General features: G+C 26.1%; 17 protein-coding genes and 1 pseudogene. 15 read left to right on the top strand and 3 right to left on the bottom strand.

Annotation, left to right across the window (positions count from 1 at the left end; all coding sequences use genetic code 11):
* Positions 1 to 152 precede the first annotated feature (152 nt).
* Together EJL03_RS05840 and EJL03_RS05835 are read left to right on the top strand one after the other, a co-directional pair.
* Positions 153 to 1,859, top strand: coding sequence for a methyl-accepting chemotaxis protein (locus EJL03_RS05840; protein ID WP_125153031.1), 1,707 nt, complete (start codon positions 153 to 155; stop codon positions 1,857 to 1,859).
* A gap of 133 nt (positions 1,860 to 1,992) precedes the next feature.
* On the top strand, positions 1,993 to 2,784 hold the full coding sequence (locus tag EJL03_RS05835; RefSeq protein ID WP_125153030.1) for a Cof-type HAD-IIB family hydrolase: 792 nt from the start codon (positions 1,993 to 1,995) through the stop codon (positions 2,782 to 2,784).
* A 32-nt stretch (positions 2,785 to 2,816) separates the two neighbouring features.
* Here EJL03_RS05835 and EJL03_RS05830 read toward each other — a convergent pair whose 3' ends face one another.
* Positions 2,817 to 3,146 (bottom strand): HesB-like protein, encoded by a 330-nt coding sequence (locus tag EJL03_RS05830; RefSeq protein WP_125153029.1) that lies wholly within the window; start codon positions 3,144 to 3,146, stop codon positions 2,817 to 2,819.
* 155 nt (positions 3,147 to 3,301) lie between these two features.
* Between EJL03_RS05830 and EJL03_RS05825 the strand changes: the two genes are divergently transcribed.
* The gene (locus EJL03_RS05825; RefSeq protein WP_125153028.1) at positions 3,302 to 3,667 is read left to right on the top strand and encodes a VOC family protein; all 366 of its coding nucleotides are present in this window, start codon (positions 3,302 to 3,304) and stop codon (positions 3,665 to 3,667) included.
* A 45-nt stretch (positions 3,668 to 3,712) separates the two neighbouring features.
* Here EJL03_RS05825 and EJL03_RS15995 read toward each other — a convergent pair whose 3' ends face one another.
* A complete protein-coding gene (locus EJL03_RS15995; RefSeq protein ID WP_164509009.1) occupies positions 3,713 to 3,874 on the bottom strand; it encodes a hypothetical protein in 162 nt (53 codons plus the stop codon).
* 412 nt (positions 3,875 to 4,286) lie between these two features.
* Between EJL03_RS15995 and EJL03_RS05820 the strand changes: the two genes are divergently transcribed.
* The 7 genes from EJL03_RS05820 (at position 4,287) to EJL03_RS05790 (ending at position 11,792) form a co-directional block, all read left to right on the top strand.
* The gene (locus EJL03_RS05820; protein WP_125153027.1) at positions 4,287 to 5,174 is read left to right on the top strand and encodes an HD domain-containing protein; all 888 of its coding nucleotides are present in this window, start codon (positions 4,287 to 4,289) and stop codon (positions 5,172 to 5,174) included.
* Positions 5,175 to 5,241: 67 nt separating this feature from the next.
* Positions 5,242 to 6,624, top strand: coding sequence for a sigma-54 interaction domain-containing protein (locus EJL03_RS05815; protein WP_125153026.1), 1,383 nt, complete (start codon positions 5,242 to 5,244; stop codon positions 6,622 to 6,624).
* 338 nt (positions 6,625 to 6,962) lie between these two features.
* Entirely contained in the window at positions 6,963 to 8,264 is a 1,302-nt protein-coding gene (locus EJL03_RS05810) for an acetyl-CoA hydrolase/transferase family protein (protein ID WP_125153025.1), read from the top strand.
* Between the two features lie 198 nt (positions 8,265 to 8,462).
* The gene (locus EJL03_RS05805; RefSeq protein WP_125153024.1) at positions 8,463 to 9,083 is read left to right on the top strand and encodes a hypothetical protein; all 621 of its coding nucleotides are present in this window, start codon (positions 8,463 to 8,465) and stop codon (positions 9,081 to 9,083) included.
* Positions 9,084 to 9,237: 154 nt separating this feature from the next.
* Positions 9,238 to 9,891 carry a hypothetical protein gene (locus EJL03_RS05800; RefSeq protein ID WP_125153023.1) on the top strand — a complete coding sequence of 218 codons (654 nt, stop codon included), beginning with the start codon at positions 9,238 to 9,240 and terminating at the stop codon, positions 9,889 to 9,891.
* Positions 9,892 to 10,276: 385 nt separating this feature from the next.
* The gene (gene rfbB, locus EJL03_RS05795) at positions 10,277 to 11,269 is read left to right on the top strand and encodes a dTDP-glucose 4,6-dehydratase (RefSeq protein WP_125153022.1); all 993 of its coding nucleotides are present in this window, start codon (positions 10,277 to 10,279) and stop codon (positions 11,267 to 11,269) included.
* Between the two features lie 217 nt (positions 11,270 to 11,486).
* Entirely contained in the window at positions 11,487 to 11,792 is a 306-nt protein-coding gene (locus EJL03_RS05790) for a DUF4190 domain-containing protein (RefSeq protein WP_206427345.1), read from the top strand.
* A 132-nt stretch (positions 11,793 to 11,924) separates the two neighbouring features.
* On the opposite strand, the pseudogene EJL03_RS05785 reads toward EJL03_RS05790, so the two are convergent.
* A pseudogene (locus EJL03_RS05785) lies at positions 11,925 to 12,183 on the bottom strand (carbonic anhydrase); the annotation flags it as partial.
* A gap of 200 nt (positions 12,184 to 12,383) precedes the next feature.
* Here EJL03_RS05785 and EJL03_RS05780 point away from each other — a divergent pair.
* The 5 genes from EJL03_RS05780 (at position 12,384) to EJL03_RS05760 (ending at position 19,939) form a co-directional block, all read left to right on the top strand.
* The gene (locus EJL03_RS05780) at positions 12,384 to 14,141 is read left to right on the top strand and encodes a helicase-related protein (RefSeq protein ID WP_125153021.1); all 1,758 of its coding nucleotides are present in this window, start codon (positions 12,384 to 12,386) and stop codon (positions 14,139 to 14,141) included.
* Between the two features lie 196 nt (positions 14,142 to 14,337).
* Positions 14,338 to 15,543, top strand: coding sequence for a methionine gamma-lyase (megL, locus tag EJL03_RS05775; protein WP_125153020.1), 1,206 nt, complete (start codon positions 14,338 to 14,340; stop codon positions 15,541 to 15,543).
* A 77-nt stretch (positions 15,544 to 15,620) separates the two neighbouring features.
* Positions 15,621 to 16,985 (top strand): Na+/H+ antiporter NhaC family protein, encoded by a 1,365-nt coding sequence (locus EJL03_RS05770; RefSeq protein WP_125153019.1) that lies wholly within the window; start codon positions 15,621 to 15,623, stop codon positions 16,983 to 16,985.
* 167 nt (positions 16,986 to 17,152) lie between these two features.
* Positions 17,153 to 18,682, top strand: coding sequence for a GTP pyrophosphokinase (locus tag EJL03_RS05765; protein WP_125153018.1), 1,530 nt, complete (start codon positions 17,153 to 17,155; stop codon positions 18,680 to 18,682).
* A 246-nt stretch (positions 18,683 to 18,928) separates the two neighbouring features.
* Positions 18,929 to 19,939 (top strand): WG repeat-containing protein, encoded by a 1,011-nt coding sequence (locus EJL03_RS05760; protein ID WP_125153017.1) that lies wholly within the window; start codon positions 18,929 to 18,931, stop codon positions 19,937 to 19,939.
* The last annotated feature ends 65 nt before the right edge of the window (positions 19,940 to 20,004 follow it).

Genomic DNA, 20,004 nt, shown 5'->3' with positions numbered 1-20,004 from the left:
AAAAAATTTTCTTTTATAACATAGTCTTTTTTTATTTTTGATAATTTTGTTGATTATTGTAAATAAAACATATATAATGTAAATAAGTTAAAAATTTAATATAATATATAGTTTAGCTAAACATAATATAAATAATATATCAGGGGGAAAATATGTTTAAAATTAAAAATTTAAAAGTAACTCAGAGCACTTTTGTGTTAGAATTAATAGGAGTACTTTTTACTATAGTTATAGGAATATTAGCTTTAAAAAACGTATTTCTAATGTACTCTAATTCTTCTATGATGTTTAAACAAAATGTAAAACCTCTCACATATTTAAATGAAATAAGAAGTGATTATTTAAATATAGGAATACAAATTAATAGAGCAAATGGAGCATACAAAAGGGAATTTGGAGAGAGGGTAAAAGTCTTTGATAAATGGATTAAGAAGAATTTTGAAAGCTATACTTCTCAAAATGTACATCAAAGCCAAAATAAAGTATTAAAGGCTTTAAAAAGTGCATATAGTGAATATATTGATATTTGGTACCAGATGGATAAAAGGTTGTCTAAAGGTTATAAATTTTCCGATAGAGATTTTCTAATATTAGATGATTACGGAAATGAAATAGAAACTAAACTAGATTATTTAATAAAATGTAATAATGAGGAAGCAATGAACCTTAATATGGAAAATAAAAACATTTATCAATCTATAATTAAAGTTTTTATCATTATTTTGATTATCAGTATAATAGTATTTACTACTATATGTGTAGTAATAAATAGATTTATAAAAAAATATTCTAAAAAAATTATAGTTAACGTGGATGAAGTTTCTCAAGGAGATTTTACTGTAAAACTAGATGATGATGGGAAAAATGAGTTTAAAGTTATAGCTAAAGCTATTAATGATACTATAAATAGAGTATCAAATATGATAAACAAAGTAAAAAGCAATTCTTTTTCTGTAGATAAAGAAGCGGAGGGACTATCTGCTACGTCACAAGAGATTATGGCTTCGTTACAAAGTGCATCAGCAGCTTTAGAGGAAATTGCTAAAGGTACAGAGGAGCAATCTGAAGGATTGTTATATGTAAATGAAAATGTAAATAAGTTTAGTAAAGAATTAAAAAGCATGATAGATAACATATATGTAGTAAATTCTGATGGAAATGAAATTAGTCATATGGCTGAAAGTAGCAGTATGGAAATAAATACTTTAACTAAATCAGTAGTTAAAGTAAAGGAATCTTTTAATTCTTTTTCAGATAAAATATTAGGACTTGGAGATAAAGTTACACAGATATATGAAATAAGTAATCTTATAAATAGTATAGCAGAACAAACAAATTTACTTGCACTAAATGCGGCTATAGAGGCCTCTAGAGCGGGAGAAGCAGGGAAAGGATTTTCTGTAGTAGCAGATGAAATTAGAAAACTTGCAGAACAAAGTAAAGTATCGGTGTCAGGTATAAATGATTTAATAAATAGTATTTCTATTGATAGTAACAATATGATAAAAAATAGTGGATACATGGAAGAAGAATTAAGTAACCAAATGATAGTTATAGAAAATACTATGAGCTCTTTTAAAGAAATTATAAAAATGTTATCTAAGATTATGCCAATTATAAAAGGATTAGGTGAAAATGCATCGTCTATAGGTATGGAGAGCGATGGAATCTTTGAAAAGATAAATGAAGTGTCTGTAGTGGCGCAGGAAATATCCGCTTCAATAGAGGAAATATCAAGTTCTGTAGAACAGATAAATTTGCATAGTGAAAATGTGACAACAGCTTCTCAGGTATTAACAGATATGACTAAAGATATGTTAGTAAATGTTAATAAGTTTAAAGTAGAGGATATTAGATGAATAAATAAATTGATAGATACTAAGGCTAAGAAAAGAATTTCTTAGGTTTTAGTATTTATTTTTTTAAAAAAAGAAGGAAAAAGCATGGAAGATAAAGTAATATTTATGTATAGAGTATTAGGAGGTGGAATACATGTATAAATTAGTAGCTATAGATATAGATGGAACTTTACTAAATAGTAAGCATTTATTGGATGAAACCACTATTAAAAGAGTAAAAGAGGTTCAAAAAAGTGGTATAAAGGTAATATTAGTATCTGGAAGAGATTTTATAGCGGCAAAACCTTATATGGATGTTTTGAATACGAAGGATTTACTTGTAGGATTAAATGGATGTAGGGTATATGATAGCGGAGGAGAAATTATATTTAGTGAGGATTTAAGCTATAACATATCAAAAGAAATATTGAGCATATGCGAAGAAGAAAAACTATATACAGTCTTGTTTATTGATAAAAATACATATGTTGAAAAAAAATATGATTTTATGGATGTTTTAAATTATGTAAAGGGATCCTTAGAGGTAGGAAAACTATCTTTATTTTATAAAAATCAGATAATAACAAAATTTCTTTTAGTGGATAATAATGAAAAATTAAATAAAATAAAAAAGAGATTAGATAATCATTTCGGAGAAAAAATTAATAGTCAATTTTCATTACCTCATTTTTTAGAAATATTTAATGGGAAAGTAAATAAAGGAGTAATGCTAAAAAAAATATGTAATTTATATAATATAAATACAGATGAGGTTATTGCTATTGGGGACTGGGATAATGATTTATCAATGATAGAGTACGCAGGTCTTGGTATTGCTATGGAAAATGGATCTGAAAATTTAAAAATAAAAGCGGATTATATAACAAAAAGTAATGATAATTTAGGGGTTGCATTTGCATTAGAAAAATTTATTTTAAATAAATAAAAAAGCATGTAGTAAAATTTACTACATGCTTTTTAGTGACATCCTCCACAAGTGGAACAGTCGCTACCCTCGTATTTAATTAAGGGTTCAAGTGAAAAACCGCCTATACCATTTTCTTTAGCACATTTTAATTCGAATCCACCAAATTGAGCTATAACATCATTATCAATTAAAAATGTTATGTTTTTTATTTCAGCAATTTCGTCATTTGCCCTTTTATGATCTAATACAAGATTAAAAGCTGGTCCACTACACCCAATACCAGCTAAATGAATTCTAATTAAATTAGTCTTTACATTGTTTGTTTCTAAAAAATTTTTAAATTCTTCATAAGCTAAATCGCTCATATGTACTAAGGACATATTTTGTTCCTCCTATATAGTTAAAATTTTGCTATAATAATCTTATTGTAATATAATGAAAAGAAATTTTCAAATGCATTTATAAGGAATAATTTGATTAATGCGCTTTAATAGGTTATTATAAAAAAATATAATAAAAGATGGGAGGGTTATAAATGGAATTTAGGTTTCATCATAATAATATCAATGTATTAAATCTTGAAAAGAGTGAAAAATTTTATAAAGATGCTCTAGGGTTTGAGAAGGTAGATACATATGTCCACTCTGATAAAAGTTTTAAACTAGTGTTTTTAAAAAGTAGTGCAGGGGAGCATAAGCTTGAATTAACTTGGCTTAGAGATAGAAAAGAGCCTTATAATTTAGGGGATAATGAAATACATATGGCAGTAAGTACAGATGATTTTCAAGCTGCTTATGAAAAACATAAGGAAATGGGATGTATTTGCTATGAAAATAAAGAAATGGGACTTTATTTTATAATTGATCCTGATGGATATTGGACGGAGATTTTGAAAGAATAATAAATGAAAGGTATGTGAGGAATCTTCACATACCTTAAAAAAATATTATTCTTTTTCATAAAAACTTATCATATCTGTGATTACTTTTAATCTTGCTTGAACTTCAGGATAGTCTAAGTACTTATCTCCGAATTGATATTTAAAACTTTCATTTAGTTCTTGTAGCTCCTCTTTTAATAAAGCTATTTGTATGTCTTTTCCACTCATATTACCACCTCATAGAAATTATTATGAATAAATAAATTATCCCATAAATATTTTAAAGTTTCCAGTTGATTATCCAATGTTTTTTATATAAATTTAAGAATAAAAATAATTAGTAAGATATATTTAAGTTTACTTTTAACATGTTTTTATAAAAATATACCTAATATTTTATATTCAACTTATAAAGTAAGGAATATTAATAGCATATAGAAATTATCAATATATTTTTTGTATTATAAAAAATATATACATTGAACATAATAAATATGTAAAGTAACATCTAATAAAATAAAAATTAATTTTTCTTATTTGGTAAATATAAAGATAAGTTAAAATTTATAAGACATAGAGATAGTAAAAAATTTAAATACAATAATATTCAACTAATGTTTTCTTAAAGAGGGTGATGCATTTGAAGGAAAAATTTATAAGAGAAATAAAAAATGGTGAAAAAATAAGTTCTTCTTTTATGGTAATGAAAAAATTAAATAGAGGGGCTATGTATATAGGCGATAGAACTGGAGATATAAAGGCTTTTGTAGAAATTGGATATGACATTTTAAAGGTAGGAGATGTTATTTGTATAGATGGAATAGCATCAGAGAATATAATAGATGTCAAGTCTTTTGTTATAACGAAGGCATTTAATTTAGAGGATTATCTTCCTACAGTTGAAAAACCTATAGAAAATATATTAAATGAGATTAGAATTATAAGTGAAGAAGAGTTTATAGATAAGGAGATAATATGTTTAAATAATTATTTTTTTGAAGATGATAATTTTTTAAAAGAGTTTAAAAGATGTATTGGAGGGATAAGTCAACATCATAATTATATAGGTGGGTTAGCGGAACATACTTTAAACGTGATGTATTTAACTAAGGTATTAAGTTATAGATATAATTGTAGGTATAAACAATTAGCTATATTAGCAGCTAAGTTACATGATATGGGAAAAATCTATGAGTATTCAGTAGAGGGACCATTTTCATATAGCTTAAGGGGTGAGATGGAAGGACATATTGTAATAGGTGTTTCAATGTTAGAGGAGGCATTTAATGCAAATAAAGAACTGTATAGTGAGGATTTTAAACAAAGGATGAAAGGGTGTATTGTTCAACATCATGGGAAGGTAGCATATGGTTCTCCTAAACAACCAAATACTCAAGAAGCCTATATAGTTCATTATGCCGATTATGTGGATGCAACATTTAATAAAATTGATCAAGTAAAAAAAGATGTTCCCTTTGATAGTTGGTCAAATTATGACAAAAGATTGGAGGGGAAGCTTTACATTTAGAAAATAGTATATATGTATAGTATAATTTATATAATGAATTATTTTGCTTTACAGGTGGGGGGATAATATGACTATATTAAATGTAAATGAATTAAATTTAATAATAGAGAATTCATTTGATGGAATTTGCGTAACAGATAGACAAGCAAATATTTTAAGTATTAATAAAGCTTGTGAACATATTTTTAGGGTAAAAAGAAATGATATTTTAGATAAAAATATAAAAGTGTTATTAGAAAAAAATAAATTATCGCAATCTTCTATATTTTCATGTATTAAAAGTAATAATACTATAACTTTAGAACATATACTTATTAATGGAAAAAGAATATGGGTTTCAAGTAACCCTATAATAGATCAGTTCGGGAAAATAATTATGGTGATTACTAATATTAGAGATATGTCAAAATTATATGAAATACAAGAGGATTTACAAAGAAAAAATATTACAAAAGAGCAATGTATTGAAAGGGAAGAATTATTAAAATCAAGTGATTTAATAGCATATGATAAGAAAATGCTAAATACGTTAAGTATTGCAAAAAAAGTGGCTAAGGTAGATGCTACAGTTTTGGTTTTAGGAGAAACTGGAGTTGGAAAGGAAGAAATAGCAGAATATATACATAAAAGTAGTTTAAGGAAAGATAAAAATTTTATAAAGGTCAATTGTGGAGCTATTCCCAAAAATTTAATGGAAAGTGAATTGTTTGGGTATGAGAAGGGAGCATTTACTGGAGCTAATAGAGATGGAAAAGTTGGGCTATTTGAATTAGCAAATGGAGGAACTATATTTCTAGATGAGGTTGGTGAATTGCCTTTAGATATGCAAGTAAAATTATTACGTGTACTCCAAGAAAAGGAAATAGAACGCGTTGGAGGAACAAATCTGATAAAAGTAGATGTAAGAATAATTGCAGCTACTAATAGAAATTTAGAAGATATGATAAATAAAAAATTGTTTAGAGATGATTTATACTATAGATTAAATGTAGTATCCATTACCGTACCTCCCTTAAGAAAGCGTAGAAAGGATATAATACCATTAGCACAGCACTTTTTAAATAATTTAAATAAACGATATAAATTAAATAAAAAGTTTTCTGAATGTATAAAAGAGGAGATATATAAATATAATTGGCCAGGAAACGTTAGAGAGTTAAAAAATATGGTTGAAAGATCTATCATTATGAGTAATGATGATAAAATATATAAAACAGATTTTCTTATAAATGAAAAGAAGGGTGAAATAAAATTTCGTATTGATAATTTTAACGAAGACATTGATTTAAAAGATTTTATAGAAAAAGTAGAGTTAAAATTCATAGATAAATCATATGAGAGACATGGAAATGTAAGAGAAGCGGCCAAAGCTTTAAGTATAGATCCATCTACTTTTGTTAGAAAAAGAAAAAAGTATTCAAAAAAGTTTTTGTTGCATAAACAAAACTAAGTTGTAATTTTGCATACAGGAATTAAACTAGTTATATCAATAGTTACAGTATAAAATACGAAATAATATTGTTGCATTTATGCAACGATATTATCTTTTATAAGAACTAAGTAAATGGCTGTAATCATTGTTAAATATATAACGATTTCTAATTGCTTTTTTTGGTATAGAAATTGCTTAATATATATAATAAATTATTTATAAAGGGGAAAGGATGGATATCACTATGTAATAAGGGGCATGAAATTAAATTTTAAAGATTATTATAAAATTATATATAAGTATCTTAAAATTAATTGCAAATTAATTAACAAAGTTTATGATGAGGGGTGTTTTATATGGAGTGGAAAGAAATATATAAAAGTAGGGTTGTTTCCCCAGATGATGCTGTATCAAATATAAAAAATGGAGATAGAATTGTTTTGGGACATGCAGCTGGGGAACCTATAACTATAATGGAGGCTTTAGTTAATAATAAAGAAAAATTTGAAGATGTAGAAATAGACCATATGATTGCTCTTGGGGAGAGTGGATATGCGAAATTAGGAATGGAAAAACATTTTAATTATAATTCTTTGTTTGTTGGATCTCCTACAAGGGACGCAGTAAATTCAGGTAGGGCAGATTATACTCCTTGTTTTTTTCATGAAATACCAAGATTATTTAAATGTAATTATTTGCCAGTTGATGTAGCTATAGTACAGGTAAGTACTCCAGATAAACATGGTTTTTGTAGTTTTGGAGTATCAAATGATTATATTAAACCTGCTACAGAGTGTGCAAAGATAGTAATTGCAGAAGTAAATGATAAAATGCCAAGAATTTTAGGAGATAATTTTATACATGTATCAGATATAGATTATATAGTAGAAACCTCACATCCAATAATAGAACTTAAACCTGCTAAAATAGGAGATGTAGAGAAAGCTATAGGCAAACATTGTGCTTCATTAATACAAGATGGAGATACTCTACAACTTGGTATAGGTGCAATTCCAGATGCTGTGCTTTTATTTTTAAAGGATAAAAAGGATTTGGGAATACATTCTGAAATGATTTCTGATGGAGTAGTGGAACTAGTAGAGGCAGGAGTTATAACTAATAAAAAGAAAAGTTATCATCCAGGTAAAATTGTTGTAACGTTTCTTATGGGAACAAAAAGATTATATGATTTTGTAGATGACAATCCTATGATAGAGATGTATTCAGTTGATTATGTTAATGACCCTAGAGTTGTAATGAAAAACTCTAATATGGTGGCAATAAACTCCTGTGTTCAAATAGATTTAATGGGACAAATTTGTTCGGAAAGCGTTGGAATTAATCAAATAAGTGGTGTTGGTGGACAAGTAGATTTTGTAAGAGGAGTAGGTAAATGTCAGGGTGGAAGATCAATAATTGCTATCTCATCAACTGCAGCTAAGGGAAAGATATCTAAAATAGTTCCCATATTGGATAAAGGAGCAGCAATAACTACTACAAGAAATGATGTAGATTATGTTATAACAGAGTATGGAATAGCTAGATTAAGAGGAAAGACATTAAAAGAGAGAGCTAGGCAGCTAATAGGTATTGCACATCCTAATTTTAGAGAAGAGTTAATAAAAGAATTTGAAAATAGGTTTCATACTAAGTATTAAAATATAGATCAAAAAAATCCCCTGTAACCCTTGGATAAAAAATTATCTAGGGGTTACTTTTTGTAGAGTTTTTAATCTATGTTTCATAAAATGTAGTTAGTTCAAAATTATTTTAATATTTCGTAAAATACATAAAATAATAAAAATAAGGTATAATTATATATTGTTGTTATATTAATAAAAAAAGGAGAATTTGTCGTGGATATAAATAATTTTGTTTTACCAAAAAATGCGCTCCAAAATAAGTTTAAATACGGCATAAAATTCATACCAGAAAAGGCACTAAATAAATATTCTCATTATATGATTGTGGTTGTAAAGAGTAGTTTGAAGGGACAAGGATTGTACAATATATGTTTTAAGAAAAATAAAAATTTTAATAATTATGAATTGAATCAAAATGAGTTTGAAGAATATATAAATTTTTTAAAATCATTTCATTCTCATTTTCAAAATAAAAAAAGAATAAGTGAAGAATTTTTTATTAAAGATAAAAAGCAATATATAACATTAAGTACTTTAAATGATAACTATATTAAATTATGTACAGAAAAAGAATATGAAAATATTAAAAAAAGGATATTTTTTGTAATTTCTAAAATTGAACTTTTTCAATATATTAATTCTTTAAATGCAATATATGCAGAACTAAAAATGTCTAAAAAGTTATGCAATATAAATAATTATTTTTTAGTTAAAAAGGAAAAAAATAAATTGTATTTAAATACTCTTTATATATTAGCAGATGAAGCATTAGATAGAAAAGATAGGGAAACTTTCTATATGATTTCTAGAGAAATACAAAAATATATACATTAAAAATTTAAATCTTGCTGAATTTAAAATTTAGTAAGATTTTTTTTATAAAAATATGAAAAATTTACTAATGTATATTGGAAAAAATTTACTAATAATATTTTATATGGTAAAATATACCTGTAAACTTAAGTAAAAATGAAAGGATGTTAAGGTAATGAAAAAATTAGTTGCTTTAATATTTTTATGCTTTGGATTTTTAATAACATTTAAGTATTATACAGGTGCATATTTGACTCCTAATGATTTTGATAATAAAGTTAAAACAAAGTTAGAAGTATTTCAATTAACAGAAGAAAATTATTTTAAAGAATTAAGTAATTCAAATAATATATCAGTAGATAAACTTAAGGATAAAATAGGTGAAATTAAAAATAGGTATGAAAAAGAAATAAGAAAAGATGGAGAAATAATAATAAAAAATAGGAAGTATGAATACAAAAAAATAAGATTTGTAGATGTGCTAGTATCAAATAAGGATAGTAATTGTAAAGTTGTATCTGAGTGTTTAGCTGTAGTGTTTAAAAGTGGGCTGTATAAGGAGATAATATATGTTGATGGAGCTAGAGTAAGTATTGAAGGAGAAAAAGGATTAAGCTGGGAAAAAGGAGATATAAGGTGTAGGACTATAAATAATAATACCAGTATATTTATATCAGGAACAGGATACGTTCAGGGGGATATTTTTAGTAAGTTTTGTAAGCAGTATAAAAATTCTGGATTTTCTATTGAGGAGTCTAAATGGAAAAATTGCAAAGTAAGTAAATTTTACATATTGCAGCATACCTATAATTTATTAAGTGATTTTTAACCTTATAATTTATTCTAAAAATATAAGGTTAATATATCTTTAAAAGTAAGGTATCTATATTAAAATATAGATACCTTATTTTTAGGTATTTTAATATTTTTAAGTAAATATTAACTAGTAACACAAGGTATGGTTTATTGAATATGATAAATATAGAACTTATTCAGTGTTAAATGTTTAATATAGAAATTATAAGTTTATATATAACAAGGATATTTATGGACTAGAGGTATATTTTTATGGAAGGAATATACTAAGTATTTTTTTAATAGATATTTTATAATGAGAACTTTTTTAAGTATGGTATTTATATTAGTTTTTTATATGCAAAGGATAAATTATAATGAATTTTAAATTAAAGAATAAGTTAATTTTAGGAGGAGATATGAAAACTTATTTTATTACTGGAGGGGCAGGGTTTATTGGAGCAAATTTTATAATATATATGTTTAAGAAATACAAGGGAATAAGAATAATAAATTATGATAAATTAACCTATGTTTCAGATATTAAAAATTTAAAATGTATAGAAAATAATAACAATTATATATTTATAAAAGGTGATATATGTGATAAGAAAAAACTATTTCAAGTTTTTCAAAACTATTCTATAGATTATGTTATAAATTTTGCAGCAGAATCTAGTGTGATAAGGAGTATTGAAGATCCAGAAGAATTTATAAAAACCAATATACAAGGTACTTTTAATCTTTTAAGTGTTTTTAAAAAATATTGGGAAGAAGAAGCAGGGGGAAAAGACAAAATAAAGTATTTACAGATTTCCAAGGATGAGGTTTATGGTTCTTTAGGAAGAGATGGGTATTTTACAGAAAGCTCTTATATAAGCCCTACAAGTCCCTATTCAGCTAGTAAAACTTCAGCAGATATGATAGTAAAATCCTATTATGACACCTATGGATTACCAATAAATATAACTAGGTGTTCAAATAACTATGGACCTTTTCAGCATATAGAAAATTTTATTCCAATGACTATTTTTAACTGTATAAAGGGACTAAAGGTTCCTATATATGGGGATGGATTAAATGTCAGGGATTGGATTTATGTAGAAGATCATTTAAGAGCAATTGATATGGTATTAGAAAAGGGAGAGTGTGGACATGTATATAATGTAGGATGTCATAATGAGAAATCAAATATAGATGTAGTAATGTCAATAATAAAACTATTAAATGAGTATGGAAGATATAATATAAAAGATAATGTTATATACTATATTAAGGATAGATTAGGACATGATAAAAGGTATGCTATTGATCCTTCAAAATTATATAATTTAGGATGGAGACCTTATATTTCCTTTGAGGAGGGATTAAAAAACACTGTAATTTGGTATATTAAAAAGTTTTCTAATTAAAAAGTAGTTTTAAAGTAAGATAAATAATATGCAGTTAAGTATAAAATGATAATATTAATTAGAAGTAATTTTATTTTATATAATAACCTTATAAATTTTTATAGGGTTATTATATTTTAGTATAGAAATATATAATATATATTTAAACCAATAGTTTAATAAAATGTAAAATTATGATATAATCTTTAAGTACATCAGTTTTTAGGGGGGACAAAACGTGGAAAGTAATAATTTATGTAATAATCAAAAGAGAACAGATGGAATGGCTATAGCTTCATTAGTTTGTGGTATAGTAGGACTTGTATTTTTGTTTATGCCAATTGTATATGGTTTAGGGATTATACCAGCCATATTAGCCATTGTATTTGGTAATATTTCTAAAGGTAAAATAAGGAAAGATCCCAACTTAGACGGCTATGGAATGGCTAAAGCAGGATTTATTTGTGGCGTTGTTGGTGTAGTTTTAGTTGTAATATCTTTAATTGGGTGTGGATTACTTGTTGGTTCACTTTTAGAATCTTAATAAACATATTATATTATTATATTTTTATTAAAAAACAAAGTCATATAAGAACAGTATTTTAATTAAGATAGGATTTATTTATGAATAATCCTATCTTTAATTTTGTAAAAGTCTATAAAAAATTATAACCATATTTAGTTCATAAATAGCCATTAAAATACTTCTCATAATACTACCAAAGGGGGTGAGAAATAATTGCTCCTGCATTTTTTATTGTTTTAGCATCATCATTTCTTAATTTAAAGCTTTTAAAAGAAGTTCCGTTAATCTAGTATCCATACATGAGAATATTACTATTTTTTTATATGGATATTTTTGTTACATATTCAGTATACTCTTTATTATTTACGAAGGATTTATTTAAATTTAATATTTCATAAAGTTTATTCATATAAAATCTCCTTTTGATTTAAATAATTTAGTATTTATTTTATAGAGTGCATATGTATTTGTAAACTAAAATTTTTAGTAGAGCTTATTTCACTTTTAACTATGATAATTAAATTAAAATCAATAAACTTTTTAAACATAGGGAACTATAATAAATATAAAAACTTATGAAAAACCTACAGATTATATGGAGGATAAATTATGAAAAAGGCAACTATGGAAAGAAATTTTAGAAAAATTAAACACCAAATTTATCAAATGGAAGATATTATAAAACATTCTAAGACTAATTCCCTTTGGGAGCATGAGGTAGCTCTTAGAAAGAAATTAAAAGTATTAAGAGAATATGATAATCAAGATTTAAAAGATTTTAAATCTGTATATGAAAGATATTTGAATTTATTAGACTATATATCTGTAAAAATTATAAATGAGTATAATGAAAAAAATAATACTAATTTTGTCTTTGAAGATGTGGTGAAAGATAATTATGAAGTTTATCTAAAATCTGGTATTAGGAGTGTGCTTATAACTAATCATATACCAAAGATTATATACAAGGAATTTGAAAGGATATTTCCGGACAATCCTAAAAATGAGTATATTAAAACAAGAAAAATTAAAAGAAAGTTTATTATTCATCTAGGTGAAACTAATACGGGAAAGACTTATAATGCCATGAAAAGGCTTAAAATGGCTAGAAAAGGGATTTATCTTTCACCACTAAGAATATTGGCATTAGAGAATTACGAGAGGTTAAATAAAGAAGGAGTTAAGTGTAATTTGATTACAGGAGAAGAGGAGATAAATGTAAAAGATGCTACACATGTTTCCTGCACTATAGAAAAATTTAATGTTAATGAAGAGTATGATATTGCTGTAATAGACGAAATTCAAATGATTGATGATGAAAAAAGAGGTTCTGCATGGACTAGAGCGGTTTTGGCATTAAAATCTAAAGAAATACATATATGTGGAGCTTTAAATGCTAAAGAATTAATCCAGGAAATGATAGAGGATTGTGGAGATGATTATAAATTTATAGAGTATAGAAGAGATATACCACTGAAAATTGATTATAATATATTTTCATATGGAGACATAGAAGAGGGAGATGCACTGGTGGTGTTTTCTAAAAAAAGAGTTATACAATTAGCATCTTATTATACTGCGATAGGAATAAAAGCAAGTTTAATATATGGAGATTTACCACCTGGGGTCAGAAGAAAACAATATGATTATTTTATTAACAAAAATACATCTATTTTGATAACTACTGATGCTATAGGTATGGGAGTTAATCTACCTATAAGAAGAATAATATTTATGGATATTAAAAAATTTGATGGTTTTGAAGTAAGATATTTAAACTCACAGGAAGTAAAACAGATAGCAGGAAGGGCTGGGAGGAAAGGAATATATGATATAGGATATGTAGCATCTTATGGGAAAACTCAAGATTTTATAGAGGAAATGTTAAATATAGATGATAGAGTTATAGAAAAGGCAGTAATAGCTCCTAGTGAAGCTATAGTTAAGGTGAAGTCACTTCCATTAAGGGAAAAGCTTGCACTATGGAGTACAAGAGAAGAAAAAATTTATTTCTATAGAAAAATGGATATAGGTGAATATATTATTTTACTTGATAGTATAAAATCCTATAAATTAAAGGAAAAGATTCAATGGAAAATTCTGAAAATACCATTTGATGTAACTAACAATTCGTTAATGGAATGTTTTTTAATGTACATGGATGAATTTTTTGTGATTAAGAAAGATGAACTAACTAAACCTTCATATAGATTTAAAGATCTTTATGAATTAGAGACATATTATCAAAAAATAAATTTATATTATTCTTTTTCTAAATCTTTTAGATTAAATTTTGATAAGGACTGGGTATATTATGAAAGATTGAAAGTAAGTGAAGACATAAATAATATATTAATTAAAATATAGTAAAAAAGGGTTGATTTTAAAATAAATGTAATAATGTTTTTGTGCTTGTAAAAAACTTAGGAATATAATTTATAAATAGAAGGAATATTCTATACATTTAAAGAAGTTAATAAACATATTTATATAATGAAGATATAGATATGTTTATTTTATTAACTATTTTACAAATGGTTTAAAAAATATGGGAGGGGTTTATATGAATAAAGAAGAATGTGAAAAGTTGGGTTTTGGAACAAAAACTATACATGGAGGACATACTAAGGATACACAATATGGTTCACTTGCAACACCTATATATCAGACATCTACTTTTATATTTGATTCTGCTGAACAAGGGGGAAGAAGATTTGCATTACAGGAGGAAGGATATATATATACTAGATTAGGAAACCCAACTAATAGCGAGGTAGAAGAAAAGGTTTCCATATTAGAAGGTGGAGAATCGGCAGTTGTTACCTCATCTGGTATGGGGGCTATTTCAGCAGCGTTATGGACAGCTTTAAAGGCAGGGGATCATATAGTTGCAGCAGACACACTTTATGGATGTACTTTTGCTTTATTAAATCATGGTATAACTAGATTTGGAGTTGAGGTTACTTTTGTAGATACTTCAAATTTGAATCAGGTTAAAAAGGCTATAAAACCAAATACTAGAGTTGTGTACTTAGAAACACCGGCAAACCCTACATTAAAAATTACTGATATTAAATCGATTTCCGAGATAGCTCATAAAAATGAAAACTGCATGGTATTTGTAGATAATACGTTTTGTACTCCATATATACAAAAGCCATTAAAATTAGGAGCAGATGTAGTAGTTCATTCTGCAACTAAATATTTAAACGGTCATGGTGACGTGGTGGCAGGTTTTGTAGTTGGGAAAAAGTCGTTTATAAATGAAGTTAAATTATTTGGTGTAAAGGATATGACAGGTGCCATAGCAAGTCCTTTTAATGCATATTTATTAATAAGGGGGATGAAGACATTGGAGCTAAGAATGCAAAGACACTCTGAAAATGCTTTAAAGGTGGCAAAATTTTTAGAATCTCATGATGCAGTAAAAAAGGTTTATTATCCTGGACTTAAGAGTTTTAAATACTATAATCTTGCTAGTAGACAAATGAATTTACCTGGAGCTATGATTTCTTTTGAATTAAATGGTGGAATTGAAGAAGGAAGAACTGTAATGAATAATGTAAAACTAGCTAGTTTAGCTGTAAGTTTAGGGGATACAGAAACTTTAATTCAGCATCCTGCCTCAATGACACATTCACCATATACAGAGGCAGAAAGAAAAGAGGCAGGAATAAGTGATGGGTTAGTTAGACTATCAGTAGGACTTGAAACAGCAGAGGACATAATTAATGACTTAAAACAGGCTTTAGATTTAATATTAAAATAGTTTATATAAAATTTAAATTATATACATTATTCCATATAAAAATAAAATAGCCACTAAGTTATAGGAGGAATATAAGAATGGAATATAAGAAAATGCCATCAGATGGTAAAGCATTAATACCTTTTTTAATATTTGTAGCTATTTATTTAGGTAGTGGTTTAATATTAGAATATCAAGGGGTAGAAATGGCTTTTTACCAATTACCAGCCCCAGTAGCTATATTTTGTGGTATAATTAGTGCATTTTTTATACTCAAAGGAACCATAGATGATAAATTTGATGCTTTAATAGACGGGTGTGGAAATAAAGACATCATTATAATGTGTACAATATATCTTTTAGCAGGAGCGTTTGCTGCCGTAGCCAAAGCAATGGGGGGAGTAGAATCTACTATAAACTTAGGTCTAACTTATATTCCCCCTGAATATATTACTGTAGGATTGTTTATAATAGCTTGTTTTATATCAATATCTACAGGAACTGCAGTGGGAACTATAGTGGCTATTGCACCTATTGCAATAGGGCTTGCTGAAAAATCTGGACTTTCATTACCGCTAACATTAGCAACTGTAATGGGAGGGGCAATGTTTGGAGATAATTTATCTGTAATATCAGATACTACAATTGCAGCTACAAGGACCCAGGGATGTGATATGAAAGATAAATTTAGGGTAAATATATTTATAGCAGCTCCAGCCGCTATAATAACTATATTGTTATTATTTATATTTGCTAGACCTGAAGTAATTCCTCCTATAAAAATTTATGAATATAGTATTATAAAAGTTATACCATATTTATTTGTATTAATTTTGGCTTTAATAGGCATAAACGTTTTTGTAGTTTTAACAGGGGGGATTATTCTTGCAGGAGCAATAGGTATATTTTATGGGGATTTAAATATATTAACTTTTTCTCAAGAAATATTTAATGGTTTTACAGGAATGATAGATATATTTCTTTTATCAATGTTTACAGGTGGACTTGCTAATATGATTACAAAAGCTGGAGGAATTCAATTTTTATTAGATAAAATTGAAAAAATGGTAAAGGGTAAAAAGAGTGCAGAGATTGGTATGGGAGCACTTGTAGCACTTACAGATGCAGCAGTTGCAAATAATACAGTAGCTATAATTATAAATGGACCTATTGCTAAAGAAATGTGCTATAAATATAAAGTAGACCCCAGAAGAAGTGCATCAATACTTGATATTTTTTCTTGTATAATGCAGGGAATCATACCTTATGGGGCACAAATGTTAATACTATTAAGTTTTACTAAGGGAAAAGTGACACCATTTGAAGTAATACCATTATTATGGTATCAACAATTATTATTAGTATCAGTAATAATCTCCATGTTTATTCCTTTTGCGGATGGCACTATAAAAAGAAAACCGTGGAATTGGAATAAAGGGAAAGAGTCAGATATATTATTATAGTGTTCAATTTGTTATATGTGGTTATAATTATTCGACTTGTTTGGATTTTATAACCACTTTTCCGATTAAATTTACTAAATTTTTATGTTTTGTTCATTTTTAGTACGTTAACTATGATATAATTTTATAAAATAGTAAAGTTTCTTCACTAGAGTAGGAGGAATAATATGGAATTAGAAGTGTTTAATTTTATAGAAAATTCAATAGAATTTTTAAAAAGTTTACAATTAGATTTAGAAAATGCACGTAACCACATAGAAAGTTATTTTAAAAATATTATGACATCTAATTCAGAAGGGTTTTTAAATGTAAACTCTAGAATAAAATCTGATTTTAGTTTAAAAGAAAAGATAATTAGAAATGATTATTATAAAATATATAAAACTCCAAAGGAACTTTTATATAATTTATCAGATTTGATAGGTGTTAGGATTGAATGCAGATTTATTGAAGATGAAGGGAAAACATATAAATGTTTAAAAAAATATTTTAATTGTATTGATGATAAAGGATATTATTATAATACGGTTAACAATTGTATAAGATTAAATTTAAAAACTAGACAACCAGAAGAACAGAAAAATGGATTTGAGATATTTAGAATAGATGGAGTATACTATTTTAATGATATGACCATAAATTTTGAGTTGCAAATTAAATCTTTAGTTAATATATTTTGGGGGGAAATTGAACATAAAGTAGTTTATAAAAACAATAGTTATATGCTTAGTGAGGACTTCTACAAGGATATAATGGCCTCAATAAAAAAAAATTTAACTATGATAGATAATCAATTATTACTTATATATAATGAGGCTAATAAACTTAATGCAATTAACCCTTTGGTTAGAAAAAATCAACTACAATCTGTGTTTTCTAAAATAATTAACGATATATTTTCAACAAAGATGAAAAATAGTATAGGTTTTACTGTGGACTTTAAAAGATCGTGTGATGCAATAATAGAATATATTTTTAGTACTAATAATATAGGAGATTGTAATGATTATAATAAAGTTTTGATTAAAACTTTGTCTAGGTTAAATGATATAAGCAAAAATAAAATTGATTTTGATCAAAAGATAGTATTTGAAAGGCAGATTTTTTTCAAAGACGAATTTTCAAAAATTATAGGGAATGCTATTTTAAAGGCTATTAATAATGATTTTCAGTGGAATATATTTTTTAAAATTTTATTTGAGATAGAACTTGGTAATAATTCAGAGGATTTTGAAAACTATATAGAATTTTTTACAAATACATATTATGAAAATAATAGTTTTATTCAATTAAAGTGTGTTTTTAATGATGAAGAAGCAGAAATTATAAAGGAAGACCTACTAAAAAAAATAGCATATAGTTTTAGTGAAATTCCTTGTATAAAATTTATATATAGTGATAACATGGAAAAAATTAATAAGGTTATAAGGAGTACGGTGCAAATTATTTGTGATAATATGGATTATTATGAACAATGGAAAGAGTTCAAACAGATATATTTAGAATTCTTTTATATTAAAATAATAACTATTTTCAACTACAAAGTTGAAACTTCTAGGATAATACATTTTATAGAGGAAGCAGATCATTTCCCAGGAGAGATAGCTTTAAAGAAAATGGTATTAGGTTACATAAACAAATTTGATACTTTTGACAAAATTAATATAAAAGAACTTATCAAATTATTAAAAAAATAAATTTATTTGATAACAAAGAAGGAGTATTATAAAAATAAAGGAAAGTGCTATAGGGTCACAAACTTAATATTGTTTTTAGCATGTCTTAGGTAAATAAAAATAAGTATTTATTACTATATAAATATAGAATATAAAAAACAAATTATATATAAACTGTAGAAATTATAACATATAATTATCTACAGTTACTTTATTGTGATAAAATGTAGTGTAAATAAAAATTGAATTTAGAAAAGGAGATTAAAAATGGAAAGAAGTTTTTATCCTATAAAAATATGCGGAAAATATGGTTATATAGATAATAGTGGAGAAATATGTATACCTGCTACTTTTGATTATGCTGAGGAGTTTAATGGGAAATTTGCTATAGTAAGTAAAGGTGACAAATTTGATTTCATAAATAATAAGGGAGATTTAGCGGTAGACATAAGGTACGATGATGTCTATGATTTTACAGAGGGGCTTGCAGAAATAGAGGTAAATAATAAAAAGGGATATGTGGATGAGTTAGGAAATTTAGTAATTGAGCCTAAATATGACGATACTAATGGTTTTTCAGAGGGAATGGCAGCAGTTAAACTAGGATATAAATGGGGGTATATTAATAAAAATGATGAAATGATTATAGAACCTAAATATTTAGGTGTTTTTAATTTTAGTGAGGGATTAGCACTAGTTCAATTAGGAGGTAAGCTAGGATATATTGATAATAAAGGTAATCAAGTTATAGAACCTAAATATAACTATGCTTATGGGTTTAGTGAGGGTCTAGCTGCGGTTTCAATGAATAATAAGTATGGCTATATTGATACTAAGGGCAATATAGTTATATTACCTATATATTCAGAAGGAAATGATTTTAGTGAGGGGTTAGCTGCTGTAGAGATAAAAGGGAAATATGGTTTTATAAATAAAAAAGGTGATATGATAATACAGCCAAAATATGATTGGGTGGATAGTTTTTATAAAGGATTTGCTGCAGTAGCCATAGAGAATAAATATGGTTTTATAGATAAATATGGTATAGAGGTAATAAAAGTAGAATTTGATAATGTAGATGTTATTGATGATAATTTAATTTCTGTTGAGGTTAAAGGTAAGTGGGGTTATATAAATAGAAGGGGGGATTTTGTAATAGAACCTATTTATGATGAGGTATCAAGATTTATAAATGGAGTAGCAAAGGTAATATATAAAAATAGATTAAAATATATAAATACATTAGGAGAATCTATTTGGGAGTTTCATAAAATATGATATTATTTTTTATTTAACTAATAATTTATAGCTTATATAGTATTTTTATTTAAAATAAAATAGGG

The organism is Clostridium rectalis, assembly GCF_900626095.1.
Classification (GTDB): Bacteria; Bacillota; Clostridia; order Clostridiales; family Clostridiaceae; genus Clostridium_AS; species Clostridium_AS rectalis.
Note: the sequence above shows the minus strand (reverse complement) of the source record. Positions and strands in the feature narration are given on the sequence as shown.

What these genes read in the sequence shown, in the direction of transcription:
- EJL03_RS05840 (WP_125153031.1), top strand. Translation starts at nt 153, where the DNA reads ATGTTTAAAATTAAAAATTTAAAAGTAACTCAGAGCACTTTTGTGTTA.
- EJL03_RS05835 (WP_125153030.1), top strand. Translation starts at nt 1,993, where the DNA reads ATGTATAAATTAGTAGCTATAGATATAGATGGAACTTTACTAAATAGT.
- EJL03_RS05830 (WP_125153029.1), bottom strand. Translation starts at nt 3,146, where the DNA reads ATGTCCTTAGTACATATGAGCGATTTAGCTTATGAAGAATTTAAAAAT.
- EJL03_RS05825 (WP_125153028.1), top strand. Translation starts at nt 3,302, where the DNA reads ATGGAATTTAGGTTTCATCATAATAATATCAATGTATTAAATCTTGAA.
- EJL03_RS15995 (WP_164509009.1), bottom strand. Translation starts at nt 3,874, where the DNA reads ATGAGTGGAAAAGACATACAAATAGCTTTATTAAAAGAGGAGCTACAA.
- EJL03_RS05815 (WP_125153026.1), top strand. Translation starts at nt 5,242, where the DNA reads ATGACTATATTAAATGTAAATGAATTAAATTTAATAATAGAGAATTCA.
- EJL03_RS05810 (WP_125153025.1), top strand. Translation starts at nt 6,963, where the DNA reads ATGGAGTGGAAAGAAATATATAAAAGTAGGGTTGTTTCCCCAGATGAT.
- EJL03_RS05800 (WP_125153023.1), top strand. Translation starts at nt 9,238, where the DNA reads ATGAAAAAATTAGTTGCTTTAATATTTTTATGCTTTGGATTTTTAATA.
- rfbB (WP_125153022.1), top strand. Translation starts at nt 10,277, where the DNA reads ATGAAAACTTATTTTATTACTGGAGGGGCAGGGTTTATTGGAGCAAAT.
- EJL03_RS05780 (WP_125153021.1), top strand. Translation starts at nt 12,384, where the DNA reads ATGAAAAAGGCAACTATGGAAAGAAATTTTAGAAAAATTAAACACCAA.
- megL (WP_125153020.1), top strand. Translation starts at nt 14,338, where the DNA reads ATGAATAAAGAAGAATGTGAAAAGTTGGGTTTTGGAACAAAAACTATA.
- EJL03_RS05770 (WP_125153019.1), top strand. Translation starts at nt 15,621, where the DNA reads ATGGAATATAAGAAAATGCCATCAGATGGTAAAGCATTAATACCTTTT.
- EJL03_RS05765 (WP_125153018.1), top strand. Translation starts at nt 17,153, where the DNA reads ATGGAATTAGAAGTGTTTAATTTTATAGAAAATTCAATAGAATTTTTA.
- EJL03_RS05760 (WP_125153017.1), top strand. Translation starts at nt 18,929, where the DNA reads ATGGAAAGAAGTTTTTATCCTATAAAAATATGCGGAAAATATGGTTAT.